This is a genomic window from Pseudonocardia lacus, from assembly GCF_018531445.1.
Taxonomy (GTDB): domain Bacteria; phylum Actinomycetota; class Actinomycetes; order Mycobacteriales; family Pseudonocardiaceae; genus Pseudonocardia; species Pseudonocardia lacus.
Genome location: NZ_JAHDTH010000074.1, coordinates 1 through 26,466 on the forward strand (window position 1 = coordinate 1; position 26,466 = coordinate 26,466).

Below are 26,466 nucleotides of genomic sequence, written 5' to 3' on the forward strand. Positions count from 1 at the left end.
TGCCCGCGCCCGGCCGGCGGCCCGACCCGCGCGGTGCCGTCGGGCTGGCCGCGGACGTGCTGCGCGCCGCCGACGAGCCGGTCACGATCGCCGCGATCGGGCCGCTGACGAACGTGGCCCTGCTGCTGGCCGTGCACCCCGAGCTCGCCGACCGGATCGCGCGGATCGTGGTGATGGGCGGCGCGCTCGGCGCGGGCAACACCTCGGGCGTGGCGGAGTTCAACGTGCACTGCGACCCCGAGGCCGCGCACCGCGTGCTCACCCAGACCGAGGTGGCGGTGACGGTGGTCCCGCTCGACATCACCCTGCGCTGCCCGGCCGAGCCGCCGTGGTTGGCCGAGCTCGCCGCGGCGGGCCGGCGCGGGCACGAGCTCCACGAGGTGATCGGGCACTACCGGGCGGCGTTCCGGGCCCGCTACGACCGCGACGCGGTGGCCGTGCACGACGCCGTGGCCGTGCTGGAGGCGATGGCGCCCGGCACCCTCACCACCACGCCGCTGCACATCGACGTGGCCTGCGACCTGGGCCCGGCCCGCGGCGCCACCGTGGCCGGCCCGCCGGGCGACGGGGCGGTCGTCGAGGTGGCGACCGACGTCGACCCGCCGGCCGTGCTGGGCGAGATCCTGGCCCGGCTGCGCACGCTGGGCTGACTCATCCCGAGCGCAGCCGGCGCAGCACCAGCGCGAGGAGCCCGGCCGCTGCGCCCCACACCGCGTTCGTCAGCAGGACGGGCACGATCGCGACCGGGGTGGCCAGCGGCCCCTGTGCCCGCCCGGTGAGCAGCGGCGACAGCACGGCGGCGAGCAGCATCGACAGCACGGCGTAGGTGAGGCCGACCATGACAAGGGTCAGCAGCGGGTGGGCGACCCTGGTCAGCCCGACCACGGCGATCCAGACCAGCGATATCGCCAGCGTGACGGCGACGGCGACCGCAGGCGGCTCGTCGATCCCGGCCTGCCCGCCGACGATCCGGACGAGCGGCCGCACCAGCGCGAGCGCCCCCAGCCCGAGCACGAGCGGCCAGTGCAGCTCCCTGAGCGTCTCCATGCCGACGACGCTAGGAGCGGCCGGGCGCCCGGCGGATCGGTCGACGCTCTCGACGTCGATCGCGTCGCCACGAGCGCGGCGTACGTCCGGGAGCGACACCGGTCGCTGCGCCAGGTCGGTGTCGGCACTCGGCCGTCCCCTTTAGCCTCGTCGCATGGGTGCTGCTGCGACGACCGACGGCGACCGGGTGCCGCCGCTGGTCGTCGACGCGCTGTTCGGCGCGGCCGTCGCCATGGCCATCGCGCTGATCATCGCCGCCGACCAGGGCGGCGACCGGCCGCCCGACGTCGTCGCCTACCTGTTCGCGCTCGGTTTCGGCGCGCTCGTGCCGTGGCGGCGGCGCGCCCCGCGCGCCGTGCTCTGCCTGACCGTGCTGGCGATGTTCGCGTACTACACGTTCGAGTACCCGCCGATCGGCGTCGCGCTGCCGGTGGCGGCCGCGTTGTTCTCCGCGGCCGACGCCGGTCGGGCCGGCTGGGCGCTCGGGGCCGGGGCGGTCGCGCTGGCCGTCTCGATCGTGTTCCGGCTCGAGGAGGGCACGCCGGTCGGGCTGCTGCTGGGCTACGAGGCGGTGTCGAACGTCGCGCTGATCGCCGCGGCCACCGCGCTGGGCTACAGCCTGCGCGGGCGCCGGATCCAGGCCGCCCAGCAGGCCGAGATCGCCCGGCTGACCGCGCAGGCCGTCGAGCGGGAGGCCGAGGCGCGGATGCGGCGCGAGCGCGAGCGCATCTCGCGCGACCTGCACGACACCGTCGGGCACACGATGGCGGTGATCTCGCTGCACGCCGCGGCGGCGGCGGAGGCGATCGGCCCGGGGCACCCGAAGGCCACGGCGTCGGTCGAGCAGATCCGCGAGGCCGCCGGCCGGACCCTGCGCGACGTGCGGTCGATGGTCCGCGTGCTGCGCGCCGCGGCCGGGCCGGAGCCCGCGACCGGCCCGTCGGTGCTGTCCCTGGCCGCGCTGCCCGACCTCGTCGCCCCCGTCCGGGAGGCCGGGATCGAGGTGACCGCCCTGGTCGACGTCGACCCGGCCGCGCTGCCCCCGCCCGTCGACGCCGCCGCGTACCGGGTGCTGCAGGAGGCCCTCACCAACGTGGTCCGCCACTCCGGCGCACGGCGGGCGCGCGTGCGCGCCCGGCTGCGCGGCGACGAGTTGCACCTGACCGTCGCCGACGACGGCCGCGGCGCCGCGGCGGCGGGCGCCGGGCACGGGCTGACGGGCATGGGCGAGCGGGTGCGGCTGCTCGGCGGCGTCCTGCGCACCCGCTCGGGCCCCGGCTTCGCCGTGCACGCGCGCATCCCGGTCGGGGTGACCCGGTGATCCGGGTCGTGCTGGTCGACGACCAGGAGGTCGTGCGCGCCGGACTGCGGATGCTCGCCGAGCACGAGGGCGACATCAGCGTCGTCGCGGAGGCCGCCGACGGGCGCGCCGGGCTCGGCGTCGTGCGCCAGTTCCGGCCCGACGTGGTGCTGATGGACATCCGCATGCCCGTCATGGACGGGCTCGACGCCACCGCCGCGATCGTCGCCGACCCGGCGCTGGCCGGCGTGCGCGTCGTGGTGCTGACGACCTTCGACGACGACGAGGACATCCGGCGCGCGGTCCGCGCCGGCGCGGCCGGCTACCTGCTCAAGGACATCGCGCCCGTCGACCTGCGCCGGGCCCTGCGCACCGTCGCCGCGGGCGACTCCCTGCTGGACCCGGCGATCACCGGGCGGATCATGGCCGAGCTGGCCGCCCGGCTGCACCGCTCCCCCCGGCCCGACCTGCTCGACGGGCTCACCGGGCGGGAGCGCGACGTGCTGCGCCGGGTCGGGCTCGGCGAGTCCAACGCCGAGATCGGCGCGAGCCTGCACCTGAGCCCGGCCACCGCGCGGACCTACGTCAGCAGGCTGCTGGCCAAGCTCGGCGCCCGCGACCGCTCGCGGCTGGTCGTGATCGCCTACGAGTCGGGGCTGGTGCAGCCCGGGCGCGCGGACTAGGCCAGACCGTTCTCGATGGCGTAGCGGACAAGTGCGGCGCGCCCGGTCAGGCGGAGCTTGCGCAGCATGTTCTGGACGTGGTTCTCCACCGTGCGCTGCGAGAGCACCAGTCGGGCGGCGATCTGCTTGGCGGTCAGGCCGTCGACGATGAGGCGCAGGACGTCGGACTCGCGGTCGGTGAGCCGGGCGGCCGCGTCGGCGTCGGGCGAGCTGACCGACTGCAGCACCAGCTCGGCCAGCCCGGGGCTGAACACCGCCGCGCCCGCCACCGTGCGCAGCGCCGCGTCGGCCAGCTCGCCGGGCTCCAGCACGACGCTGGTGGCGCCCGCCCCGACCGCGGCCAGCACCGCGGCGTGCCGCTCGGCGTCCGGCTCGACCTGCCCGACCAGCACCAGCACCGGCACCTCCGGTCCGGCCTCCACCACCGCGGCCACCGCGGCCGGCCCGGCCGCCAGCGCGACGACGACCAGGTCGGGCGGGTCGGCGACGACGGCCGCGGCCGCCTCGTCCGGTGTCGTGGCCCGGCGCTCTGGCTCCAGGCCGGCGGACGTCAGCGCGGCGACGGCGCCACCGGCGGCGCCGTCGGACGCCCCGGCGACCAGCAGCAGACGGCAGTCCCCCATACCGGCGATACTGCCAAGTCGCCCGGCCCGGGACACGACCCTCACCCGTTCAGCCGTGGACAGTGGCGGTCGCCCTAGTCGTCGGCCAGGCCCTGCTCGATGGCGTAGCGCACCAGCTGGGCCCGGTTGTGCAGCTGCAGCTTGCGCAGGGTGTTCTGCACGTGGCTCTCGACGGTGCGGTGCGAGACGACCAGCCGCTCCCCGATCTGCTTGGCCGTCAGGCCCTTGGCCACCAGCCGCAGCACGTCGGTCTCCCGCTCGGTGAGCACCGGGGCGGCGCCGGCCGGCCCGACGGGCTCGTCGGCGAGCCTGCGGTACTCGCCCAGCACCAGCCCGGCCAGGCCGGGGGTGAACACCGGGTAGCCCTCGGCCGTGCGGCGCACGGCGTCGATCAGCTCCTGCACGCTGGCCGACTTGACCAGGTAGCCGGTGGCGCCTGCCTTGACCGCCTGCAGCACGTCGGCGTGCTCGCCGCTGGCCGAGAGCACCAGCACCTTCGTGTCGGGCAGCTTGTCCAGGATGGCCTCGGTGGCGTGCACGCCGGAGCGGGCGCCCAGGTTGAGGTCCATGAGCACGACGCGCGGGCGCACGGCCTGCGCGATCCGCACCGCGGCGTCGGCGTCCGGCGCGGTGGCCACCACGTCCAGCCCTCGTTCGGCGAGGTCGCGCGCCACTCCCTCGCGCCACATCGGATGGTCGTCGACGACCATCACGGTGATCGCGTCAGCGCCGCTGGACGACTGTTCGCTCATTCCGTGCCACTCCCGCCCGTGGAACCCTGATGACCCAGTCCGTGCCGCGCCCGGGCGCGGTGTCGCAGGAGATCGTGCCACCCAGGTCCAGCACCCTGCCGCGCATGGACTTGGCCACCCCGAGGCGGCCCTCGGAGGCCGCGGCCTCCAGCCGGCCGGGCGGGATGCCGGGGCCCTCGTCGCGGACGCTGATCTCCACGCCGTGGCCGAGGTCCTCCAGCAGCACCCAGGCCGGGGCGGCCGGCCCGACGTGCAGGGCCACGTTCGCCAGCGCCGCGCCGACCACGCCGACGAGCTCGTCGACCACCCTGGCCGGCAGCTCCACCTTGGTCGCCGGGGTGGACACGCTGATCCGCGAGGTGCTCAGCATGCGCAGCGCGGCGGCCAGGTCGCGCCGGCCGTGGGCGTCGGTCATCACCGGCCCGGTGGTCAGCAGCGTGCGCAGGGTGAACTCCTGCTCGCCGGCCAGCCGGCCCAGCTCGCCGGCCACCCCGCCGACCTCGGTGCCGCGCCGCTTGACGTAGCCCAGGACCTGCAGGACGCCGTCGTGCACCTCGCGGGCGAGCCGGTCGCGCTCGGCCATGGCCGCCTCGGCCGTGATCGCCTCGCGCAGCCGCTCGCCGGAGCGGCGCAGGATGGTCGCCGCGTAGCCGATCGTGAGCCCGGCCAGGATCATCAGCTGGATGTCGCCCAGCTCGGTCTCCATCCGGGCCTGGAAGGCCACCAGCGCCGCCGACACCACGACGGCCGACAGCGCGCCACCGCGCACCCCGAACGCCAGCGCGCACGCCAGCACGGCGCCGGAGGTCCAGATCGAGCCCATCACCGGGGCGTCGGCGGCCAGCTGCTGGGGCGACTGGACCAGCGGCGTCGTGGCCATCACGGCCACCGTGACCAGCACGTCGGCGAGGGCGACGAGGCGCCGTTCGGGGCGGCCGGTGATGTACCAGATGCCGGTGAGCAGGGTCCAGCCCGCCATCGCCACCAGCACGGCCACCGCGCCGGGGGGCGATGCGAACTCCTGCAGGCGCCACACCAGCACGGCGGCCACGCTGATCAGCGTGAGGGTGCGGTAGACGAGCATGCCCCGCCACAGCGGTTCGACGGGCCGCTGCATGTCGACGGCGGACGGCATGCCGGGGACGGAGGCGGTGGTCGGTGCGCTCACGCCCCCATAGTGGCTGGTCGGACCGCGCCGTGGATCGGTAGGACTACGCCGGTTGACGCGAACCCGTCACGCCGGGCGCGTCCCGGTGATCACGGCGTTGTAGAACCACTCGCGCGGGACCACCCGCGACAGCACCGTTCGGTCCACCCAGGACAGCCCCAACCAGCTGCGATAGGCGAACATCGCCCACCGCAGGCCCAGCTTTCCCGGCGGCACCGCGGCCTCGAACGTGCGCACCGGCCACCCCAGCATCGCCGCGCTGAACTCCTCGGTGACGACGCGGGCGTCGGGCGCCCCGGCGGCGCGGGCGATGCGCTCCAGCTCGGCGGGGTCGAACGTGTGGACGTCGACGACGGCCTCCAGCGCCGCCGCCCGCGACGACTCGTCGAGCTCCTCCCGGGGCCGCCGCCAGCCCCGTAGCGGCGGCAGCTTCGTCACCGTGGTGGCCGCCTTCCACGTCCAGGCGCCGAGCGTGCGGGCGTAGCGGTCGCCGATCCGGGTGGGCTCGCCCGCGAACACGAACCGCCCACCCGGCTTGAGCACCCGCAGCACCTCGCGGAACGCCGTGTCGAGGTCGGGGATGTGGTGCAGCACGGCGTGCCCGACGACGCAGTCGAACGTGGCGTCGTCGTAGGGCAGGCGCTCGGCGTCGGCCACCCGGCCGTCGACGTCCAGGCCGAGGCCCTCGGCGTTGCGCAGCGCGGCCCGCACCATCCCCGGCGACAGGTCGGTCACCGAGCCCTTCGCCGCCAGGCCCGCCTGCATCAGGTTCAGCAGGAAGAACCCGGTGCCGCAGCCCAGCTCCAGGACGTGGTCGTAGGGCCAGTCGGCGTCCCCGGCGGCATGCCGGAAACGCCCGGTCGCGTAGCTGATGCAGCGCTCGTCGTAGGAGATGGACCACTTGTCGTCGTAGGAGTCGGCCTCCCAGTCGTGGTACAGGACGTTGGCCAGCTTGCGGTCGTGCCGGGCGGCCGCCACCTCCTCGGCCGTGGCGTGCGGGCGCGGGGCCGGGTCCGTGCTCATGGGGGAGGACCCTAATGAGTAACCGGTTGCCGACCCCGCGGTCATCGGCCAGGTTTCGAGGCCGTGCCGATCGACCTGCCGCCGCCGCACGACGACCTCACGTTCATGGCCCCGCTGTCGCCGGAGCGCGCGGCCCGGCTGGTCGGGTTCCTGGCCCACGACCTGCGCGGCACCGTCGCCGACATCGGCTGCGGCTGGGCCGAACTGCTGCTGCGGGTGCTCGTCGCCGCCCCCGACGCGCGCGGGATCGGCATCGACACCGACGCCGCGGCGATCGCCCACGGGCGCGTGCTCGCCGAGCGGCGCGGCCTGGCCGAGCGCGTCGACCTGCGGTGCGCCGACGCCTCGACCCCGCTCGACGAGCCGGTCGACGCCGTCATCTGCATCGGCGCCAGTCAGGTGTGGGGGGCGCCGGTGTCCGACGCCGAGCCCCTGGACTACGCCGCCGCGCTCACCGCCCTGCGCGACGCGGTGCCGCGCGGCGGGCGGGTCCTCTACGGGGAGGGCATCTGGTCGCGCCCGCCCACCGAGGCCGCCGCCGCCCCGCTGGCCGGGCGGCTCGACGAGTTCCTGCCGCTGGCCGGGCTCGTCGACCTCGCGACCGCGCACGGCTTCGCCCCGCTGGCGGTGCACGAGGCGAGCCTCGACGAGTGGGACGAGTTCGAGTCCGGCTTCAGCGCCCGGTACGCGCGCTGGTTGGCCGCGCACGCGCCCGACCACCCGGACGCGGACGAGGTCCGCGCCCGGGCCGCGCGGCAACGGGCGGGCTACTTCGGCGGCTACCGCGGCGTCCTGGGCCTGGCGTACCTGGGCCTGCTCGCGGTGTAGCCGCGCTAGCGGCCGGTGAACTCGGCCTTGCCGGGCCCGTTGGCGACGAACGAGTCCATGCCGATGCGGCGGTCGTCGGTGGCGAACAGCGCCGCGAACACCTCCGCCTCCAGGTCGAGCCCGGTGCGCAGGTCCACGTCCAGCCCGCCGTCGATGGCCTTCTTGGCCGCGGCCAGCGCCACCGCCGGCCCGTTCGCGAACTTCTCCGCCCACCGGCGCGCGGCCGCGTAGACCTCGTCGGGGGCGACGACCTCGTCGACCAGGCCGATCTCCAGCGCCTCCCGGGCCCCGACCATCCGCCCGGTGAAGATCAGGTCCTTGGCCCGCGACGGCCCCACCAGCCGGCTCAGCCGCTGCGTGCCACCGCCGCCGGGGATGATCCCGAGCAGGATCTCCGGCTGGCCCAGCTTGGCGTTGTCGCCGGCGACCCGCCGGTCGCAGCCCAGCGCGACCTCCATGCCGCCGCCGAGCGCGTAGCCGGTGATCGCCGCGACCGTCGGCTTCGGGATCTCCGACAGCGCGCCGAAGCAGGCCGACAGCCTGCGCGCCACCGGGGCCATGTCCGCGTAGGACATGCCCGCCATCTCCTTGACGTCCGCACCGGCGGCGAACACCTTCTCGCCGCCGTAGACGATCACCGACCGGACGTCGGCGCGGCGGGCGGCCTCCTCGGCGGCGGCCTTGAGCTCCTCCTGGACCTGCCGGCTGAACGCGTTCATCGGCGGCCGGTCGAGCCGGATGGTGCCGACCCCGCCCTCGACCTCGAGCCTCACGAATTCGGTCACGCCCGGGACCCTAACCCGATCTCCGGTGCTGGTCGCGGACCGCCGAGCGGTTCAGCGCGGGAGCGGGAGGACCCGGGCGAGCGTGGGCACCGTCGCGGCGGCCACGACGACGTGCATCACCATCAGGCCGACGGCGTTCAGCAGGCCCGTGCCACCGGCCAGCAGCGCGAGGTCGGCGCCGAAGGAGAGCACGACCACGACCGGGACGAGCACCCGCAGCACCGCGCGCGGGTTCGGGGCGAAGCGGCGGACGAGCGCCCACCCGACGGTGCCGATGAGCACCCCCGCGATGGTCAGCGTCACGTACTCGACCGGCCGCAGGCCCTTCTCCACCCCTCCCGGACCCACGGCCAGGACCAGCAGGGAGACGAGCGCGTTGCCGAGCACGGCGACGGCGGTCGCGGCGAGCAGGCCGAGCCCGACCCGGGCGGCGGTGGGGACCGGCCGGGTGGCGGTGGTGCTGGTCATGGGTGTGTCCTCCGGTCGCGAGGGGAAGTTGAGAGGCTTCTCCGCTTCTGCGTGGACCGTATCGAGCGGAAGCTGAGAACGTTCTCCGTTTCGGCGGTACGGTCGGGCGCGTGGCCACCCCCGGGACCCCGCGCCCCCTGCGCCGCGACGCCGAGCGCAACCGGCGGCGCATCCTCGACGCCGCCCGCGCGCTCGTCGCCGAGCGCGGCCTCGACGTCAGCCACGACGACATCGCCCGCGCCGCCGACCTCGGGGTCGGCACGGTCTACCGGCGCTTCCCCGACAAGCAGGAGCTGTTCGACGAGCTGCTCGCCGAGCGCGTCGAGGACCTCGTCACGGCGGCCGAGCGGGCCCGCGGGCGCGCCGACCCGTGGGAGGGCCTGCGCGAGTTCGTCACGGCCACTCTCGAGCACCAGGCGGGCGACCCGGGGCTGCGCGGGCTCATGGGCCACGGCCAGGGCCGCGGACTGGCCCTGCGCGCCCGCCGGCGGATGGCCGCGGCGGTCGTCGAACTGGTCGAGCGGGCGCACGCCAGCGGCCAGCTGCGCCCCGAGATCGGCGTCGGGGACGTCGCCGTGGCCGAGATCATGGTCACCGAGATCGTCGACCGGGCCGGGCCGGTCGACCCGGAGCTGTGGCGGCGGGCCCTGGCCGTGGTCCTGGAGGGCTTCCGCGCCCGCGGCGGGCCGCCGCTGCCCGGCGCGGCCCCGCCCATGTCGACGGTCGAACGGCTCGCCCCGCGCCCGGGGGCGTGAACTAGCGCGGCCCCAGCCCCGTCCGCCCGTCGAGCAGCTCGCGGGCGATGTCGAGGTGCCCGCAGTGGCGGGCCACCTCCTCGATCACGTGCAGCAGCACGTCGCGCACGGTGTGGATCTCCCCGGGCAGCTCGTCGGGCACCGCGGTGATCGGGTCGTCGAGCGCGAAGCCGGCCAGCAGCCGGTCGGACCGCTCGATCTCCGCCCGGTAGGCCCGCACGGCCTCGTCCAGCGTCCGCGGCTCGCCGGGCACCGCCCGGGTCCACGTCGCGCCGCCGCCGAGCGCGTAGCCGAACCAGTGCCGTTCGACGCCGCCGAGGTGTTCGGCCATGGACAGCGGCGTCCACCCGCTGGGCACCACGCTGCGCCCGGCGTCGGTCTCCGACAGCCCGTCCAGGACCGCCAGCGCCGAGCGCCGCTGAGCGGCCAGGAAGTGCAGCACCGCGGCCCGCTCGTCCTTCACGTCAGCGCAGCCAGGCGGTGTAGCGGCCACGGCGGCGCTGCACGCCCAGCGGGAGGCCGAAGGTGGCGCTCAGGTTCTCGTCGGTGAGCACGTCGTCGAGCAGCCCGGAGGCGACGACGCGGCCCTCGCGCAGCAGCAGCCCGTGCGTGTAGCCCACCGGGATCTCCTCGACGTGGTGGGTGACCAGCACCGACGCCGGCGCGTCCGGGTCGGCGGCGAGCACGGCGAGCCGTCCCACCAGGTCCTCGCGGCCGCCGAGGTCGAGCCCGGCGGCGGGCTCGTCGAACAGCAGCAGCTCGGGGTCGGTCATCAGGGCCCGGGCGATCAGCGCCCGCTTGCGCTCGCCCTCGGACAGCGTGCCGAACGTGCGGTGGGCGAGGTGGCGGATGCCCAGCGCGCCCAGCAGCGACTCCGCGCGGGCCGTGTCGAGGCGTTCGTAGCGCTCCCGCCACCGGCCCAGCACGCCGTAGCCGGCGCTGAGCACGACGTCGCGCACGTTCTCCTGCTCGGGCACCCGGATGCCGAGCGCCGCGGAGGTGAGCCCGATGCGGGTGCGCAGCTCGAAGACGTTCACCCGGCCGAGCCGTTCGCCGAGCACGTCGACCCGGCCCTCGGTGGGGTGGATCTCGGCGGCGGCCAGCTTGAGCAGGGTGGTCTTGCCGGCCCCGTTGGGCCCGAGCACCACCCACCGCTCGTCGAGCTCGACCGACCAGTCGACGTTCTGCACGAGGACCGTATCCCCGCGCCGCACGCTGACGTTGTCCATCTTGATGACGAGGTCGTCGAGATCGGAGCGTTCGACGGCGGACGCCTCGGGGGGCGTTACGGACGCGGCCACTTCCCTATCCTGGCCGATCGTGCCGGTCTTCCCGTTGGGTGCCCATGCCGAAGATGACGGCGTCCGCTTCGCTGTGGCCTCCACCAGCGCGGACGCCGTCGAAGTGTGCCTTGTGGATGGTCCGGACGACCTACTGTCGGAGCGGCGGGTGGAGCTGACCGAGCACACCTTCGGCGTCTGGCACGGCCACATCGCCGGCGTTCGGCCGGGTCAGCGCTACGGCTACCGGGTGCACGGGCCGTACCGGCCGTGGGACGGGGTCCGGGCCAACCCGGCGAAGATCCTGCTGGACCCCTACACACGGCGAGTGCTGGGCCGTGTGACGGACCTCACCGCGGCCCGCGGCTGGGTGCACGACCCGATGGCCGGCACGTTGAGCGACGTCGACTCGCTGGGCAAGGTGCCGCTCTCCGTCGTCGGCGAGCCGGACACGCCGTTCACCGGCGAGCGCCCGGAGGTGCCGTGGTCGGAGACCGTCATCTCCGAGCTGCACGTGCGCGGCTACACGATGCGCCACCCCGAGGTGCCGCCCGAGCACCGCGGCACCTACCTGGGCCTGGCCCACCCGGCGGTCATCGCGCACCTGCAGCGGACCGGGGTGACGGCCGTCGAGCTGCTCCCGGTGGCCGCGATCGCCGAGGAACCCCCGCTGCTGGAACGCGGTCGGCGCAACTACTGGGGCTACGCCACGCTGGGCTTCCTCGCCCCCGAGCCCGACTACGCGACGGCACCTGGCCGCGAGATCGAGGAGTTCACCGCGATGGTGTCCGCGCTGCACGCCGCGGGCATCGAGGTGATCGTCGACTTCGTGCCGAACCACACCGCCGAGGGCGGGGTGGGCGGCACCACCCTCTGCTACCGCGGCCTCGACGCCCCGGCGTACTACTCGCTGGGTGGCGCCGGGCACGACGCCGACATCACCGGCACCGGCAACACCCTCGACGCGGGCTCCCCGACCGTGATCCGGCTCGTCTGCGACGCCATGCGCCACTGGGTGACCGTCCTCGGCGTCGACGGCTTCCGCATCGACCTGGCCAGCGTGCTGGGCCGGCCGCGGTCGGGCCCGTTCGACCCGAACGCCCCGCTGCTCACCGCGATCGCGCTGGACCCGGTCCTCAGCCGGGTCAAGCTGATCGCCGAGCCGTGGGACGCGACCGGCGAGGGCTACCGGGTCGGCGGGTTCGGCGTGGCCTGGTCGGAGTGGAACGGCCGCTACCGCGACGCGGTGCGCGACTTCTGGCGCGGCCACGGCGGCATCGCCGAGGTCGCCTCCCGGCTGACCGGCAGCTCGGACCTCTACAAGCCCGGCGGGCGCAGGCCGTGGGCGTCGGTCAACTTCGTCACCGCCCACGACGGCTTCACCCTGCGCGACCTGGTCTCCTACGAGCGCAAGCACAACGAGGCCAACGGCGAGGACAACCGCGACGGCACCAACGACAACCGCTCGGTCAACTTCGGCGTCGAGGGCGAGACGAGCTCGCCGGTGATCCGGGCCCGACGCCTGGCCGCGGCCAGGGCGATGCTCGCCACCCTGATGCTGTCGACCGGGACGCCGATGCTCCTCGGCGGCGACGAGTGGTGGCGCACCCAGCGCGGCAACAACAACGCCTACTGCCTCGACGACGAGACGTCCTGGGTCGACTGGACCCCCGGCCCCGAGCAGGCCTCCATGGCCGCGTTCACGGCGCGGGTGACGGCGCTGCGGCGCGGCTCGCGCGCCCTGCAGCGCGACCGCTTCTACCGCGACGGCGAGGTCCTGTGGTGGCACCCCGCCGGCCGCCGCATCCGCGGCCACGACTGGCACGACGGCGGCCTGCACAGCCTCGGCCTGATGCGCGAGGAGTGGCTGCTGCTCCTGCACGCCGGCCGCGACGCCATCCCCGCCACCCTCCCGCCCGGCGGCTGGTACGTCCCGCAGCTCGACAGCACCCGCGACGACGGCTGCCCCCCGACCACCCGTCCCGTCCCCGGCGGCACCACCATCACCCTCCCCGCCCGCTCGTTGCTGCTGCTGCGCTGGCAGGAGGGCCGTGACGCCGCCCCCGACCAGCACCTATCCTGACCCGGTGCCCCGTTACGACTTCCGCTGCCGTGAGTGCGCCGACACCTTCGAGGTGACCCGCCCGATGAGCGAGGCGGGCTCCCCCGCGCCGTGCCCGGCCGGGCACGCGGACACGGTGAAGCTGCTCACGACGGTCGCGGTCGGCGGACTGGCCGGATCGCGGTCGGCGGCGCCGGTCGGCGGCGGGGGTGGCGGGTGCTGCGGTGGGGCCTGCGGCTGCGGCTGAGCCTTCCCGCGACGCTGTGAGGAGCCTCCGGCTCCTGGGCCCTGACAACCCACGTCGCAGACTTTGCCTACCCGTCGCAGACCCCCGGGACCCTGCGCTGGGTACAGAAACCCTGCGACGTGGCCCGAACGCCCCGCAGGGCGCCCGCGCGCACACCACCAGGCGACTTCGCAGAGTCGCCATGGTCTTCGTCAGCCCGCCAGCACGACCTTCCCCAGCTCAGCCGAAGAAGCCAGCAGCGGGTGCGCCGGGAGAACCCGCACCGTGTACCCCGTCAACCCCGCATGCGGCAGCTTCACGACCGACTCGAACCGGTCGCCCCGCCCCTCCGCCGGCCCCACGTGCTCCATCGCGACGGTCACCGTGTCGGCGAGGTCGTCGGTGTCCCCGACGCGCCCGACGACCGCCTGCACCGTCACGTCCTCGGGGGCGAGCCCGCCGAGCTCGACCGCGGCGCGCACCGTCATCGGGGCCCCGACCTCGGGGGTGTCCGGGAGGCCGGACGCGTCGACGCCGATGACCTGGACGTGCGGCCAGGCCTTGTCCAGCCGGCCGCGGTAGGCGGCCAGTTCGCGGGCGGGGGCGAAGGAGTCGGCGATGACGCGGTCGGCGGCGCGGGAGGCGGGCGCGTACCAGTCCTCGACGTACTCGTGGACCATCCGGGTGGCCTGGACCTGGGGGCGCAGCGTGGTCAGGGTGTGGCGGACCAGTTCGACCCAGCGGGTGGGGATGCCGTCGGCGCGGTCGTAGAACGCGGGGGCGACCTGGGTGGCGATGAGCTCGTAGAGGGCGTTGGCTTCGAGGTCGTCGCGCTTGACGGGGTCCTCGATGCCGTCGGCGGTGGGGATGGCCCAGCCGTTGGCGCCGTCGTAGAGCTCGTCCCACCAGCCGTCGCGGATGGAGAGGTTCAGCCCGCCGTTCAGCGCGGACTTCATGCCCGACGTGCCGCAGGCCTCCAGCGGGCGCAGCGGGTTGTTCAGCCAGACGTCGCAGCCCCAGTAGAGGTAGCGGGCCATGGACATGTCGTAGTCGGGCAGGAACACGATCCGGTGCCGGACGGCGGGGTCGTCGGCGAACTGGACGATCTCCTGGATGAGCGCCTTGCCGCCGTCGTCTGCGGGGTGGCTCTTGCCCGCCACGACCAGCTGGACGGGCCGGTTGGGGTCGAGCAGGAGGTCGCGCAGGCGGTCCTTGTCGCGCAGCATCAGGGTCAGCCGCTTGTAGGTCGGGACGCGCCGGGCGAAGCCGACGGTGAGCACGTCCGGGTCGAAGACGTGGTCGGTCCAGCTCAGCTCGGGGGTGGAGGCGCCGCGCTGCAGCCAGGCCTCGCGCACGCGCCTGCGGACCTCGGTGACGAGCCGGGCGCGCAGGGTGCTGCGCAGCGCCCACAGCGACTCGTCGGACACCGCGGCCGCGGCGGTCTCGTCGTCCGGGCCGCCGATGAGAGCGGTGACCTCGCGGGCCTCCCAGGTGTGGCCGTGCACGCCGTTGGTGACCGAGCCGATCGGCACCTCCTCGGCGTCGAAGCCCGACCACAGCCGGCCGAACATCTCCCGGGAGACCTGGCCGTGCAGCCGGGACACGCCGTTGGCGCGCTGGGCGAGCCGCAGCCCCATGTGGGCCATGTTGAACATGCCCTGGCTCTCCTCGGCGCCCAGCGCGAGGATCCGGTCGAGCGGGACGCCGGGCAGCAGCGCCGAGTCGGTGCGCGCCGCGGCGCCGTCGGTGGCGCCCGCGGAGAAGTAGTGGCGCACCATCTCGACGGGGAACCGGTCGATCCCGGCGGGGACCGGGGTGTGGGTGGTGAACACGGTGCCGGCGCGGACGGCGGCCACGGCCTCGTCGAACGAGAGCCCGTCGTCGGCCTGCAGCTCGCGGATCCGCTCCAGGCCCAGGTAGCCGGCGTGGCCCTCGTTGGTGTGGAAGACCTCGGGGGTGGGGTGGCCGGTGACGGCGCAGAACGCCCGCACGGCCCGCACGCCGCCGATGCCGACCAGGATCTCCTGGCGGATGCGCTGGTCCTGGTCGCCGCCGTAGAGCCGGTCGGTGACACCGCGCAGGTCGGGCTCGTTCTCCTCGATGTCGGAGTCGAGCAGCAGCAGCGGCACGCGCCCGACGCTCGCCTGCCAGACCCGGGCCTTGAGGGCCCGGCCGCCGGGCATCACGACCTCGACGAGCACGGGGTCGCCGTCGGCGTCGGCGAGCTGCTGCAGCGGCAGGCCCTGCGGGTCGAGCACCGGGTAGTGCTCGAGCTGCCAGCCGTCCAGCGACAGCGACTGGCGGAAGTAGCCCGACCGGTAGAGCAGGCCCACGCCGATCAGCGGGACGCCCAGGTCGGAGGCGGCCTTGAGGTGGTCGCCGGCCAGCACGCCGAGGCCGCCGGAGTAGTTGGGCAGGACCTCGCTGACGCCGAACTCCATCGAGAAGTAGCCGACGGCGGCGGGCAGCGTCGGGTCCTCCTCGCGCTCGATCTGGTACCAGCGCGGCTCGGCCAGGTAGGACTCCAGCTCGTCGGCGAGTTCGCGCACGGTGACGACGGTGTCGGCGTCCTTGGCCAGCTCGGTGAGCCGGGACGTCGAGATCTCGCCGAGCAGCCGGACCGGGTCGTGGCCGGCGCGCTCCCAGGCGTCGTGGTCGAGACCCGCGAACAGGTCCTGGGTGGGCGGATGCCAGCTCCACCGCAGGTTGGTGGCGAGGGTCTGGAGCGGAGCCAGCGGGGCGGGCAGCTGGGCTCGTACGGTGAACCGGCGAAGCGCTCTCACCCCGCAGACCTTAATGAAGGGGCTTCGTGATCGGTTCGGAGCCGGGCGGGCGCGCCCGGGTGCCGTCGGTGCGCCCGGCCACCCCCGCATCCCCGTAGGTCGGTCACGACGCGGGCCGCGGCGCCCCGACGGGGTGATCCACGACGCCCCCACCAGCCCCGCAGTTGATCTCCCGGGGGACGCCGCGGACGGCCGCCCGCGGGGGCCGCCGTTCGGCCGTCGGGGCGGCCCCGATGACGTCCGGGGGAATTCGGTGACCATTGGGTGAACTGCGGCGACCCGTTCAGAACGGGTACGCGGTGGGTAGATAGGTTGTGGATTCGGTGACGGGTGTGTGCGGGTTGGGGGTGGGCCCATGACGGGTCGGATCGGGATCGACGACGTGACCCCCACGGCCGGTGGCGGACGCCATCCGAGCAAGGCCGTCGTCGGCGAGGTGATCCCGATCGGCGCCACGGTGTGGCGCGAGGGGCACGACGCCGTCGCGGCGAACGTGGTGTGGAAGCGGGTCGGCGATCGCGGCCCCGCACACCACGTGCGGATGGAGCCGACCGGCGTGGGGACTGACACTTTCGAGGCCGTCGTGGTGGCCGACGAACCGGGGCTGTGGACGTTCCGCGTGGACGCCTGGAGCGATCCCTGGTCCACGTGGCGGCACACGGTGACGGTGAAGCTCGACGCCGGCCAGAGCGCCGCCGAGCTGGCCAACGACCTGGAGGTGGGGGCCAGGCTGCTGCAGCGGGTGGGCCGCAGGCCCGGCGAGCGTCCCCACCGCGACCTGCTCTTCGGCGCCGCGAACGCGCTGCGCGACACGGCACTGCCGCTGCGCAACCGGGTCGCCCCGGCGCTGTTCCCGGCCGTCCAGACGATCATGACCGAGCGCCCGGTCCGCGAGCTGATCACGCGCGGGCGCCCGCAGCAGGTCTACGTCGACCGCGAGCGCGCCCTGTTCGGCTCCTGGTACGAGTTCTTCCCCCGCTCGACCGGTGGCCGCGACGAGACCGGCCGCCCCATCCACGGCAGCTTCGTCACCGCCGGCAAGCAGCTCGACCGCGTCGCCGCGATGGGCTTCGACGTGGTCTACCTCCCGCCGATCCACCCTGTCGGCACGAAGCACCGCAAGGGCCGCAACAACTCGGTCAACGCCGGTCCGGGCGACGTCGGCTCGCCGTGGGCGATCGGCTCGGCCGAGGGCGGGCACGACGCCATCGACCCCGAGCTGGGCACCCTCGAGGACTTCGACGCCTTCGTCGAGCGCGCGCGCGATCTGGGCATGGAGATCGCGCTCGACTTCGCCCTGCAGTGCGCCCCCGACCACCCGTGGGTCGAGGCCCACCCGGAGTGGTTCACCGTGCGCCCGGACGGCACCATCGCCTACGCCGAGAACCCGCCCAAGAAGTACCAGGACATCTACCCGATCAACTTCGACAACGACCCGGCCGGCATCTACGCCGAGTCGCTGCGGGTGGTGCTGCACTGGGTCGAGCACGGCGTGCGGATCTTCCGGGTCGACAACCCGCACACCAAGCCGCCGAACTTCTGGCACTGGCTGATCTGGCAGGTCAAGGCCCGTTACCCGGACGTGCTGTTCCTGGCCGAGGCGTTCACCCGCCCCGCTCGGCTGTTCGGGCTGGCCCGGCTGGGCTTCACCCAGTCGTACTCCTACTTCACGTGGCGCACGTCGAAGGAGGAGCTGACCGAGTTCGCGCTCATGCACGCCGAGCGCGCCGACGAGGCCAGGCCGAACCTGTTCGTCAACACCCCGGACATCCTGCACGAGTCGCTGCAGACCGGCGGGCGCGGAATGTTCGCCATCCGGGCCACGCTGGCCGCGACGATGGCGCCGACGTGGGGCGTGTACTCGGGCTTCGAGCTGTACGAGGGCGAGGCCGTGCGCCCCGGCTCCGAGGAGTACCTGAACTCGGAGAAGTACGAGCTGCGCCCGCGCGACTTCGAGGCCGCCGCGGCCAGGGGCGACTCGCTGGAGCCCTACATCACCCGGCTCAACGAGATCCGCCGCGCCCACCCGGCGCTGCAGCAGCTGCGCCACATCCGCTTCCACCAGGTCGACAACGACCAGATCATCGCCTACTCGCGCACCGACCCGGCGACGGGCGACACGGTGCTGGTGGTGTGCACGCTGGACTCGTGGAACGCCCAGCAGGGCACCACCGCGCTGGACATGCCGGCGCTCGGCGTCGACTGGGCCGACCGGATCACCGTGCACGACGAGGTGACCGGCGAGTCCTACGACTGGGGCCAGTTCAACTTCGTGCGGCTGGAGCCCTGGAACCACGTGGCGCACATCTTCCGCGTCGAGCGCCACTGACCGTCCCCGTCACTGACCGTCCCCCTCCGTCGAGAACGACGTTGTCGTGATCATCCGCGCTGGTTGATCACGACAACGTCGTTCTCGACGGCTGCCCGCTCGCGGCGCGTTGGCCTGCTGCAATTGCACCGTCAGCTGTCCGTGACGCGCCGTGACCCGACCGTGGGAACGATCTTGTCGCGGTGTCACCGACGCCGACGGCCATCTCCGCTCTCGACCGCCGGAACCGCGGAATCAGAGCTACGCTTTCGCCTGCGGTCGGAGCCCGCCGCGCGGTCGGGACCCGCCCCGGCCGGCGGGACCGGCACGCGATGCCCCTCGCCCCCGTCCGGTAGGGACCTGATACCTCCATGTCGACCGACCAGAAGGCCGCGCCCAACACCACGCTCGCCGACGGCTACCCGAACACCGACGAGGACGACCAGCTCATCGAGACCTCCGCCGCCGACTACGACCACGCGCGGACCCTCGAGGTCGACCACGACTGGTACAAGCGGGCGGTCTTCTACGAGGCGCTGGTGCGGGCGTTCAGCGACTCCAACCGCGACGGCACCGGCGACCTGCGCGGGCTGACGGAGAAGCTGGACTACATCCAGTGGCTGGGCGTCGACTGCATCTGGCTGCCGCCGTTCTACGACTCGCCCCTGCGCGACGGCGGCTACGACATCCGCGACTTCCGCGCCGTGCTGCCCGAGTTCGGCACGGTCGACGACTTCGTGCAACTGCTCGACGAGGCGCACAAGCGCGGCATCCGCGTCATCACCGACCTGGTCATGAACCACACCTCCGACCAGCACCCGTGGTTCGAGGAGTCCCGCCGCAACCCGGAGGGGCCCTACGGCGACTTCTACGTCTGGTCCGACGACAACACCCAGTACCAGGACGCGCGGATCATCTTCGTCGACACCGAGACGTCCAACTGGACCTACGACCCGGTGCGCGGCCAGTTCTACTGGCACCGGTTCTTCTCCCACCAGCCCGACCTGAACTACGACAACCCGGACGTCCAGGAAGCGATGATCGACGTCCTGCGGTTCTGGCTGGACCTGGGCATCGACGGGTTCCGGCTGGACGCGGTGCCGTACCTGTTCGAGCGCGAGGGCACCAACTGCGAGAACCTCCCGGAGACCCACGACTTCCTGCGCCGCTGCCGCAAGGTCATGGACGTCGAGTACCCGGGCCGGGTGCTGCTCGCCGAGGCCAACCAGTGGCCCACCGACGTCGTCGAGTACTTCGGCGACCCCGACGTCGGCGGCGACGAGTGCCACATGGCGTTCCACTTCCCGCTGATGCCGCGCATCTTCATGGCGGTGCGCCGGGAGAACCGGTTCCCGATATCGGAGATCCTGGCCCAGACCCCGGCCATCCCGTCGGGCGCCCAGTGGGGCATCTTCCTGCGCAACCACGACGAGCTGACCCTCGAGATGGTCACCGACGAAGAGCGCGACTACATGTACTCGGAGTACGCCAAGGACCCGCGGATGAAGGCCAACATCGGCATCCGCAGGCGGCTGGCCCCGCTGCTGGAGAACGACCGCAACCAGTTGGAGCTGTTCACCGCGCTGCTGCTGTCGCTGCCCGGGTCGCCGGTCCTGTACTACGGCGACGAGATCGGCATGGGCGACAACATCTGGCTCGGCGACCGCGACGGCGTGCGCAGCCCGATGCAGTGGTCGCCGGACCGCAACGCCGGGTTCTCCACCTGCGACCCCGGCCGGCTGTACCTGCCGGCGATCATGGACCCGCTGTACGGCTACCAGGCCGTCAACGTCGAGGCCCAGATGAACTCCTCGACCTCGCTGCTGAACTGGACCCGGCACATGATCGAGGTCCGCAAGCGCCACCACGCGTTCGGCATGGGCGAGTACAACGAGCTGGGCGGCAGCAACCCGTCCGTGCTGGCGTACGTGCGTTCGCACGGCGACGACAGGGTGCTCTGCGTGAACAACATGTCCCGCTTCCCGCAGCCCGTCGAGCTCGACCTGTCGCCGTGGAAGGGGTCCGTGCCCTACGAGCTGACCGGCGGCGTCCCGTTCCCGCGGATCGGCGAGCTGCCCTACCTGCTCACCCTGCCCGGGCACGGCTTCTACTGGTTCTCCATCACCCCGGGTAGCGACGAGCGCTCCGGGCAGTAGCGGGCCGATCACCGACCGGGCCACGCGCGCCGCTCCAACCCGAAGAACCGGGCGATCACGGCTACTGTCGGGATCAATGCTCCGCCGCGCCGCAGCCGGCTCCCGTCCGGCGGCGGTCCCCACCCGTTCCCGATGCTCGCCTGGAGGGCAGGACGTGACCGCGCTGAACCACGAGCTCCCCGCTCTCCTCGAGTACTGGCTGCCCCGGCAGCGGTGGTTCGCGGCCAAGGGGCGCCCGCTCAGCTCGGTCTCCGTGCACTCCGCGACGCCGCTGCTGACCGACGGCGAGCCCCTGCTCGACCAGGTCGTGCTCGCCGTCAAGTTCGACGACGGCTCCCCGGTGCAGCACTACCAGGTGATGGTCGGGCGCCGCGAGCACCTGCGCGGCGAGCTGCAGCACCACGAGATCGGCCGCGTCGGCGACCTCGTCGCCTACGACGGCCTGGGCGACCAGGAGATCACCGACTGGCTGCTCGCCGCCATCCGCGACGGCCGCCGCATCGGCCCCGTCGCGTTCGTCCCCGAGCCCGGCGCCACCCTGGAGACCGAGTACTCGGGGCGCGTGCTGGGCGTCGAGCAGTCCAACACGTCGGTGTCCTGGGGCGAGCAGCTGATCCTCAAGCTGTTCCGCCGGGTCGCCCCCGGGCTCAACCCCGACCTGGAGCTGCACCGCGCCCTGCGCTCGGTCGACAGCAACGAGGTCGCGGCCCTGCAGGGCGCCATCGAGGGCGAGCTCGACGGCGAGCCGACCACCCTGGCCATGGTGCAGGACTTCGCGGCCAACTCGGCCGACGGCTGGCGGATGGCCCTGGGCAGCGTGCGCGACCTGCTCGCCGAGGCCGACCTGCGCGCCGACGAGGTCGGCGGCGACTTCGCCGGCGAGGCCTCCCGGCTGGGCGAGACGGTCGCCGTCGTCCACGACGAGCTGCGCCGCGCACTGGGCGTGAGCGAGGGCGACCCGCGCGACCTCGCCGAGGGCTGGCACCGCAGGCTGTCGGCGACCGCCGGGGAGATGACCGTCCTGGCGCCCTACGTGGACGCCATCCGCGCCGCCTACGACGCCGTCGCCGCCATGGGCAGCTCCATCCCGACCCAGCGCGTGCACGGCGACCTGCACCTCGGCCAGACCCTGCGCACGCCGACGGGCTGGCTGATCATCGACTTCGAGGGCGAGCCGGCCGCCGGCCTCGCCGAGCGCGTCCTGCCCGACTCGGCGATGCGCGACGTCGTCGGCATGCTCTTCTCGTTCAACTACGCCGCGTTCCACCAGCTGCTGCAGTGGGAGCCCGCCCCGCAGTCCCTCGACCAGGAGTCGCAGCTCGTGTGGCGGGCCAACGAGTGGTGCGAGCGCAACCGCTCCGCCTTCTGCGACGGCTACGCCCTGCGCTCGGGCATCGACCCCCGCGAGCACGCGGCCCTGCTGCGCGCCTTCGAGCTCGACAAGGCCGTCTACCAGGTCCTCTACGAGACCCGCAGCCGCCCCACCTGGGTCGACATCCCGCTCGCCGTGATCCGCAGGCTCACCACCGAGGCGGACAGCGGCTCCGTCCACCGGTGAGCACCAGCACCCGCTGGACCATCGAGCACCGCCACTGGGACGACCCCGCGGGCGCCGCCCTGCGCGCCGCCCAGCGCGCCGAGCTCGACGCCCGCTACGGCTCCGACGACCACGAACCCGGCCCCGCCCCCTCCGCTGACGACATCGACCTGTTCGTGGTCGCCCTCGCCCCCGACGGCGAACCCGTCGCCTGCGGAGCGCTGCGCCGCCTCGACGAGGCAACAGCCGAGGTCAAGCGCATGTACGTGACCCCACCAGCCCGCGGCTCCGGCGTCGCCACCGCCGTCCTGCGAGCCCTGGAGACCGCCGCCGCCGACCGCGGCTGGACGACGCTGCGGCTGGAGACCGGCACGGAGCAGCCGGACGCGCAGCGGTTCTACCGGCGCGAGGGGTACGCGGAGATCCCGCTGTTCGGGGCGTACGTGGGGTCGGAGCTGTCGGTGTGCTTCGAGCGGCGATTGGTGTGAGTCGCCGTTCTTGAGGGCCTTCTTCGAGGGGCCTCCGGCGGCGCCTCCGTGGCGGGCGACCTCTGATCAAGCAGGGGCTTCCGAGGGTGGAATGGCCGCTTCGCGGCCGGCGAGGGTGGGCCGGGTGTCCTCGCAGCGCCGGGTGGGTGTCGCAGCGCCGACTGTGCCGTCGCAGCCCGCCGGCGGGCTGCGAGCACACCGCCAGGTCTGCGAGGACCCCGAATCACATGGTGTGCTGCCCTCCGGGGCCGACGGGACGGCATGGGGCGACCCCTGCTCGATCCGAGGTCGCCCGCCGCGAAGGCGCCGCCGGAGGCATCTCGCCGAAGGCGCCGCCGGAGGCCCCCAAAGCCGGAGGCCGCCAACCCGCCGCGCCCCCAGACCAGCTACTCCCCCAGGAAGAACGGGCTCAGATAAGCAACAGCCCGCCCCGCCGACCGGTACCCCGCGAACCTCCGCCCCCGCGGGTCCCCCCGCCCACCCGGGTCCGTCACCCGCAGCACCACCCAGTCACCGTCCCCCCGGTCGACCGGCGCCACGAGACGAGTCGTCCCCTCCGCCGGCACCACGAACTCCGTCTCCGCCACGACGTCCGGCAACGGCCGCCCGGTCTGCAGCACCTGCACCCGCACCGTGCGCCCGATCCACTCGGCGCCGTGCACGTCGAGTTCGAAGCGCAGGTCGCCGCGGTCGTGCGCGATCCGCGAGCCCATCGGTCGCGGGCCCTCGGCCGTGCTGACGACGGCGTCGACCCGCAGCCCGCGTTCCCGGGTCGCGAACAGCCGCCGGCGCAGCATCGCCTCGCGCACGGAGGCGCGGTCGAAGCCGCGGGACCAGATCCCGGTGCGGCCGAGGCCGGGTGGGAAGCCCCAGTGCGGGGTGTGCTCGTCGGTGACGCCGATGAGGCCGACGCGCCAGCCGGCGTCGAGGCACTCGACCAGCGGGGACGTGCCGCCGATGTCGACGCGTTCGAACAGGTAGTCGTCGCCGCGGTTGAACATCTCCAGCCCGACGACGCGCTCGACGATCCGCCCGTCGAAGCGGAACCGGCCGAACCGGGCGCGTTCGCGGCCGGGGTGGTTGAACGAGACGAGCGCGTCGGCGCCGCCGCCGCCCTCGGCGTCGGGGTCGGTGTGCAGCCAGTCGTAGAAGGCGGCGACGGCGGCGGGGGCGTCCGGGGGGCCCGGGGGGACGGCGAAGCGCCTGCGGGCGCCGTCCTCGGCGAGCGGGAGGGGGCGGGTCCAGTGCCGGCCGCCCCACACGTTCATGTGGCCGAGGGTGTGGCTGGTCCACTCGAACCCGCGGATCGCGACGAACGCGCCGGGCTCGTACGCGGCGTCGGCGAGCTCACCGATCCAGCGCCAGTCGGCGTCGTCGATGGTCGTGTAGGAGACGCTCTCGCCGTGGGCGTGGTCGGTGAGCGCGGCGACGTCGAGCCCGGCCGCGCGCATCGAGCCGAACGCGTCCTCCGGGCGGCCGGCGCCGTCGGAGAGCAGGGTGTGGTTGTGCAGGTCGGCGTGCAGGAGCCGCTCCCCGGAGCGGGGCAGCACGAGTGAGCGGCGCTCGTCGCCCGCGTGCTCGGCCGGGCTCGCCGCGATGAGCAACCCGTCCGACGCCCCCTCGTCCCCGTCCACCACCGCTCCATCGTGCCTTGCGGCGTGCCGCGCCCCGGACACCGGGCGGCCGGACGATCACCGGGTGGCCGCCGGCCCGTCCGGATGCACCCGGAGGGGGGTTCTACCGGGCGAACAGCGGCCCGATCGTTGCCGCCAGGCTCGGCGACCATGGACCTCTCGCAATAGGGTGCCGACGTGGATCGCGAGGACAACCCGACCCAGACCCTGGACCAACCGGTCGACGCGTGCCCGCCCGATCCGGCGACGGTGGACCGCCTGCTGGGCGGTGCCCACCACGACCCGCACTCGGTCCTGGGCGCGCATCCCCACCCCTCCGGCACGGTCATCCGGGCGCTGCGCCCGCACGCCGACGAGGTGCACGTCGTCCGCGAGGGCGGCCAGGGCTTCCCGCTGGTCAAGGTGCACGAGGCCGGCCTGTTCTCCGGCCTGGTCCCGGGGCCGCCGGCCGACTACCGGCTGGCCGTGCGCTACGGCGAGCGCGTCGACATCGTCGACGACCCCTACCGCTGGCTGCCCACGCTGGGCGAGGTCGACCTGCACCTCATCGGCGAGGGGCGCCACGAGCGGCTGTGGGACGTGCTCGGCTCGCACGTCCGCCGCTACGACACGCCCGCAGGCCCGGTCACGGGCACGAGCTTCGCCGTGTGGGCCCCGACCGCGCAGGGCGTTCGGGTCACCGGCGACTTCGACGGCTGGTCCGGCTGGGCGCACCCGATGCGCGCGCTGGGCAGCGCCGGGGTGTGGGAGCTGTTCGTGCCGGGCATCGAGCCGGGCACCCGCTACAAGTTCCGCATCCTCGGCCAGGACGGGCGCTGGCGCGACAAGGCCGACCCGCTGGCCTTCGCCACCGAGATCCCGCCGGCCACCGCCTCCGTCGTGCACGTCCCCGCCCACGAGTGGGGCGACCAGGAGTGGATGACGGCCAGGGCCGGGCGGCAGGCGCACGCCGAGCCGCTGAGCGTCTACGAGGTGCACCTCGGGTCGTGGCGGCCGGGGCTGGGCTACCGCGAGGTGGCCCACCAGCTCGTCGACTACCTCGACGAGACCGGCTTCACCCACGTCGAGCTGCTGCCGGTGGCCGAGCACCCGTTCGGCGGGTCGTGGGGCTACCAGGTCACCTCGTACTACGCGCCGACGTCGCGGTTCGGCAGCCCGGACGACTTCCGCTACTTCGTCGACCACCTGCACCGGCACGGCTACGGCGTGATCATCGACTGGGTGCCGGCGCACTTCCCGCGGGACGAGTGGGCGCTGGCCAAGTTCGACGGCACCCCGCTGTACGAGCACGCCGACCCGCGCCGCGGCGAGCAGCCCGACTGGGGCACGCTGGTGTTCGACTTCGGGCGCCGCGAGGTGCGCAACTTCCTGGTCGCCAACGCGCTGTTCTGGCTCGACCAGTTCCACATCGACGGGCTGCGGGTCGACGCGGTCGCCTCGATGCTCTACCTCGACTACTCCCGCCCGGAGGGGCAGTGGCTGCCCAACGTCCACGGCGGCCGGGAGAACCTGGACGCGGTGGCGTTCCTGCAGGAGATGAACGCGCTGGTCTACCGCCACTTCCCGGGGGCGATGACGATCGCCGAGGAGTCCACCGCCTGGCCGGGTGTCTCCCGGCCCACGCACCTGGGCGGTCTGGGCTTCGGCCTGAAGTGGAACATGGGCTGGATGCACGACACGCTCGACTACGTCGGGCGCGACCCGGTCTACCGGGGCTACCACCACAACCAGCTGACGTTCTCGCTGATGTACGCGTTCAGCGAGAACTACGTGCTGCCGCTGTCGCACGACGAGGTCGTGCACGGCAAGGGGTCGCTGTGGACGCGGATGCCCGGCGACGCCTGGAACAAGGCGGCCGGCGTGCGCGCGCTGCTGGCGTTCATGTGGGCCCACCCGGGCAAGCAGCTGCTGTTCCAGGGCGGTGAGTTCGGCCAGGAGCGCGAGTGGTCGGAGTCGCGCTCGCTCGACTGGCACCTCCTGGAGGACCCGCTGCACTCCGGCATCAAGGCGCTGGTCGGCGACCTGAACCGGGCCTACCGGGCCAACCCGGCGCTGTGGACGCGCGACACCACCCCCGACGGCTTCTCCTGGATCGACGCCAACGACGCCGCCGGCAACGTGCTCAGCTTCCTGCGCCACGGCGTCGACGCCGACGGCAAGCCGGTCGTGATGGCCTGCGTCGCGAACTTCTCCGGCACCCCCAAGCGCGACTACCGCGTCGGGCTGCCGTTCGCGGGCCGCTGGCGCGAGGTCGTCAACACCGACGCCGACGTGTACGGCGGGTCGGGCGTCGGCAACTTCGGCGCCGTCGAGGCCGAGCGCCGGATGTGGCACGGCCGGCCGGCGTCCGCGGTGCTGCAGCTGCCGCCGTCCGGTGTGCTGTGGCTGGTGCCGGAGCCCTACGAGGGCGCCGTCCGGCGCGCCGACGCCATCGCCGCGGCCACCACCGAGAGCGTGCCCACCGAGGCCGAGGCGCGGGCGGGGGCGGGCGACCTGCCCGGCACCGCCGCGGTCGCCGAGGCCCTCGAGGACGCGCGCCCGGGAGCGGGCGTGAGCACGT

At 73.9% G+C, this 26,466-nt stretch carries 22 protein-coding genes and 1 pseudogene; 12 read left to right on the top strand and 11 right to left on the bottom strand.

Annotated features, from left to right (window positions below; genetic code table 11):
* A partial coding sequence (locus tag KIK08_RS17325) for a nucleoside hydrolase (protein ID WP_214404206.1) occupies nucleotides 1-650 on the top strand: 650 nt, incomplete at its 5' end.
* 1 nt (nucleotide 651) lies between these two features.
* On the opposite strand, the gene KIK08_RS17330 is transcribed toward KIK08_RS17325, so the two are convergent.
* On the bottom strand, nucleotides 652-1,047 hold the full coding sequence (locus KIK08_RS17330) for a hypothetical protein (protein ID WP_214404207.1): 396 nt from the start codon (nucleotides 1,045-1,047) through the stop codon (nucleotides 652-654).
* Between the two features lie 154 nt (nucleotides 1,048-1,201).
* On the opposite strand from KIK08_RS17330, the gene KIK08_RS17335 reads away from it, so the two are divergent.
* Both KIK08_RS17335 and KIK08_RS17340 read left to right on the top strand, forming a co-directional pair.
* The gene (locus KIK08_RS17335) at nucleotides 1,202-2,368 is read left to right on the top strand and encodes a sensor histidine kinase (protein ID WP_214404208.1); all 1,167 of its coding nucleotides are present in this window, start codon (nucleotides 1,202-1,204) and stop codon (nucleotides 2,366-2,368) included.
* The gene (locus KIK08_RS17340; protein WP_214404209.1) at nucleotides 2,365-3,030 is read left to right on the top strand and encodes a response regulator; all 666 of its coding nucleotides are present in this window, start codon (nucleotides 2,365-2,367) and stop codon (nucleotides 3,028-3,030) included. Before KIK08_RS17335 ends, KIK08_RS17340 begins: the two co-directional genes overlap by 4 nt.
* Here the strand turns inward: KIK08_RS17340 and KIK08_RS17345 are convergent.
* From KIK08_RS17345 to KIK08_RS17360, 4 genes are all read right to left on the bottom strand, one after another.
* Nucleotides 3,027-3,653, bottom strand: a complete 627-nt coding sequence (locus tag KIK08_RS17345; protein WP_214404210.1) for a response regulator transcription factor — start codon at nucleotides 3,651-3,653, stop codon at nucleotides 3,027-3,029. The genes KIK08_RS17340 and KIK08_RS17345 overlap by 4 nt on opposite strands.
* A 74-nt stretch (nucleotides 3,654-3,727) precedes the next feature.
* Entirely contained in the window at nucleotides 3,728-4,405 is a 678-nt protein-coding gene (locus KIK08_RS17350; RefSeq protein WP_214404211.1) for a response regulator, read from the bottom strand.
* Nucleotides 4,377-5,573 carry a MacS family sensor histidine kinase gene (gene macS, locus KIK08_RS17355; RefSeq protein ID WP_308257690.1) on the bottom strand — a complete coding sequence of 399 codons (1,197 nt, stop codon included), beginning with the start codon at nucleotides 5,571-5,573 and terminating at the stop codon, nucleotides 4,377-4,379. Before macS ends, KIK08_RS17350 begins: the two co-directional genes overlap by 29 nt.
* A 66-nt stretch (nucleotides 5,574-5,639) precedes the next feature.
* Complete coding sequence (locus tag KIK08_RS17360) at nucleotides 5,640-6,596, bottom strand: class I SAM-dependent methyltransferase (protein ID WP_214404212.1); 957 nt, start codon at nucleotides 6,594-6,596, stop codon at nucleotides 5,640-5,642.
* 63 nt (nucleotides 6,597-6,659) lie between these two features.
* On the opposite strand from KIK08_RS17360, the gene KIK08_RS17365 reads away from it, so the two are divergent.
* Complete coding sequence (locus KIK08_RS17365; RefSeq protein WP_214404213.1) at nucleotides 6,660-7,424, top strand: SAM-dependent methyltransferase; 765 nt, start codon at nucleotides 6,660-6,662, stop codon at nucleotides 7,422-7,424.
* A gap of 5 nt (nucleotides 7,425-7,429) precedes the next feature.
* Here the strand turns inward: KIK08_RS17365 and KIK08_RS17370 are convergent, their stop codons facing one another.
* Both KIK08_RS17370 and KIK08_RS17375 read right to left on the bottom strand, forming a co-directional pair.
* Nucleotides 7,430-8,209, bottom strand: coding sequence for an enoyl-CoA hydratase/isomerase family protein (locus tag KIK08_RS17370; protein ID WP_214404214.1), 780 nt, complete (start codon nucleotides 8,207-8,209; stop codon nucleotides 7,430-7,432).
* A gap of 51 nt (nucleotides 8,210-8,260) precedes the next feature.
* The gene (locus KIK08_RS17375) at nucleotides 8,261-8,677 is read right to left on the bottom strand and encodes a DUF6069 family protein (RefSeq protein ID WP_214404215.1); all 417 of its coding nucleotides are present in this window, start codon (nucleotides 8,675-8,677) and stop codon (nucleotides 8,261-8,263) included.
* 110 nt (nucleotides 8,678-8,787) lie between these two features.
* Between KIK08_RS17375 and KIK08_RS17380 the strand changes: the two genes are divergently transcribed.
* Nucleotides 8,788-9,432 (top strand): TetR/AcrR family transcriptional regulator, encoded by a 645-nt coding sequence (locus tag KIK08_RS17380; RefSeq protein WP_214404216.1) that lies wholly within the window; start codon nucleotides 8,788-8,790, stop codon nucleotides 9,430-9,432.
* A gap of 1 nt (nucleotide 9,433) precedes the next feature.
* On the opposite strand, the gene KIK08_RS17385 is transcribed toward KIK08_RS17380, so the two are convergent.
* Both KIK08_RS17385 and KIK08_RS17390 read right to left on the bottom strand, forming a co-directional pair.
* A complete protein-coding gene (locus KIK08_RS17385) occupies nucleotides 9,434-9,895 on the bottom strand; it encodes a DinB family protein (protein WP_214404217.1) in 462 nt (153 codons plus the stop codon).
* 1 nt (nucleotide 9,896) lies between these two features.
* Nucleotides 9,897-10,661: an ABC transporter ATP-binding protein gene (locus tag KIK08_RS17390; protein ID WP_214404232.1), complete on the bottom strand. Its 765-nt coding sequence runs from the start codon at nucleotides 10,659-10,661 to the stop codon at nucleotides 9,897-9,899.
* 91 nt (nucleotides 10,662-10,752) lie between these two features.
* On the opposite strand from KIK08_RS17390, the gene glgX reads away from it, so the two are divergent.
* Together glgX and KIK08_RS17400 are read left to right on the top strand one after the other, a co-directional pair.
* Nucleotides 10,753-12,795, top strand: a complete 2,043-nt coding sequence (gene glgX / locus KIK08_RS17395; protein WP_308257691.1) for a glycogen debranching protein GlgX — start codon at nucleotides 10,753-10,755, stop codon at nucleotides 12,793-12,795.
* Between the two features lie 4 nt (nucleotides 12,796-12,799).
* Nucleotides 12,800-13,021, top strand: coding sequence for an FmdB family zinc ribbon protein (locus tag KIK08_RS17400; protein WP_214404219.1), 222 nt, complete (start codon nucleotides 12,800-12,802; stop codon nucleotides 13,019-13,021).
* Nucleotides 13,022-13,212: 191 nt separating this feature from the next.
* Here KIK08_RS17400 and glgP read toward each other — a convergent pair whose 3' ends face one another.
* On the bottom strand, nucleotides 13,213-15,783 hold the full coding sequence (gene glgP, locus KIK08_RS17405) for an alpha-glucan family phosphorylase (RefSeq protein ID WP_214404220.1): 2,571 nt from the start codon (nucleotides 15,781-15,783) through the stop codon (nucleotides 13,213-13,215).
* Nucleotides 15,784-16,138: 355 nt separating this feature from the next.
* Between glgP and KIK08_RS17410 the strand changes: the two genes are divergently transcribed.
* The 4 genes from KIK08_RS17410 to KIK08_RS17425 all read left to right on the top strand — a co-directional run bounded on the left by KIK08_RS17410 (nucleotide 16,139) and on the right by KIK08_RS17425 (nucleotide 22,272).
* Nucleotides 16,139-18,112, top strand: coding sequence for an alpha-1,4-glucan--maltose-1-phosphate maltosyltransferase (locus tag KIK08_RS17410; RefSeq protein ID WP_214404221.1), 1,974 nt, complete (start codon nucleotides 16,139-16,141; stop codon nucleotides 18,110-18,112).
* Between the two features lie 350 nt (nucleotides 18,113-18,462).
* Nucleotides 18,463-20,247, top strand: a complete 1,785-nt coding sequence (gene treS / locus KIK08_RS17415) for a maltose alpha-D-glucosyltransferase (protein WP_214404222.1) — start codon at nucleotides 18,463-18,465, stop codon at nucleotides 20,245-20,247.
* A 154-nt stretch (nucleotides 20,248-20,401) separates the two neighbouring features.
* Nucleotides 20,402-21,805 carry a maltokinase N-terminal cap-like domain-containing protein gene (locus KIK08_RS17420; RefSeq protein WP_308257692.1) on the top strand — a complete coding sequence of 468 codons (1,404 nt, stop codon included), beginning with the start codon at nucleotides 20,402-20,404 and terminating at the stop codon, nucleotides 21,803-21,805.
* The gene (locus tag KIK08_RS17425; protein ID WP_308257693.1) at nucleotides 21,802-22,272 is read left to right on the top strand and encodes a GNAT family N-acetyltransferase; all 471 of its coding nucleotides are present in this window, start codon (nucleotides 21,802-21,804) and stop codon (nucleotides 22,270-22,272) included. Before KIK08_RS17420 ends, KIK08_RS17425 begins: the two co-directional genes overlap by 4 nt.
* A 386-nt stretch (nucleotides 22,273-22,658) precedes the next feature.
* On the opposite strand, the gene KIK08_RS17430 is transcribed toward KIK08_RS17425, so the two are convergent.
* Nucleotides 22,659-23,906, bottom strand: a complete 1,248-nt coding sequence (locus KIK08_RS17430) for a CehA/McbA family metallohydrolase (protein WP_214404224.1) — start codon at nucleotides 23,904-23,906, stop codon at nucleotides 22,659-22,661.
* A 207-nt stretch (nucleotides 23,907-24,113) separates the two neighbouring features.
* Between KIK08_RS17430 and glgB the strand changes: the two are divergent.
* Nucleotides 24,114-26,303, top strand: a pseudogene (glgB, locus tag KIK08_RS17435) (1,4-alpha-glucan branching protein GlgB); the annotation flags it as partial.
* Nucleotides 26,304-26,466: the final 163 nt, after the last annotated feature.

Coding starts and splice junctions, on each gene's coding strand:
- KIK08_RS17330 (WP_214404207.1), bottom strand. CDS start 1,047: ATGGAGACGCTCAGGGAGCTGCACTGGCCGCTCGTGCTCGGGCTGGGG.
- KIK08_RS17335 (WP_214404208.1), top strand. CDS start 1,202: ATGGGTGCTGCTGCGACGACCGACGGCGACCGGGTGCCGCCGCTGGTC.
- KIK08_RS17345 (WP_214404210.1), bottom strand. CDS start 3,653: ATGGGGGACTGCCGTCTGCTGCTGGTCGCCGGGGCGTCCGACGGCGCC.
- KIK08_RS17350 (WP_214404211.1), bottom strand. CDS start 4,405: ATGAGCGAACAGTCGTCCAGCGGCGCTGACGCGATCACCGTGATGGTC.
- KIK08_RS17360 (WP_214404212.1), bottom strand. CDS start 6,596: ATGAGCACGGACCCGGCCCCGCGCCCGCACGCCACGGCCGAGGAGGTG.
- KIK08_RS17375 (WP_214404215.1), bottom strand. CDS start 8,677: ATGACCAGCACCACCGCCACCCGGCCGGTCCCCACCGCCGCCCGGGTC.
- KIK08_RS17390 (WP_214404232.1), bottom strand. CDS start 10,661: ATGGACAACGTCAGCGTGCGGCGCGGGGATACGGTCCTCGTGCAGAAC.
- KIK08_RS17410 (WP_214404221.1), top strand. CDS start 16,139: ATGACGGGTCGGATCGGGATCGACGACGTGACCCCCACGGCCGGTGGC.
- treS (WP_214404222.1), top strand. CDS start 18,463: ATGTCGACCGACCAGAAGGCCGCGCCCAACACCACGCTCGCCGACGGC.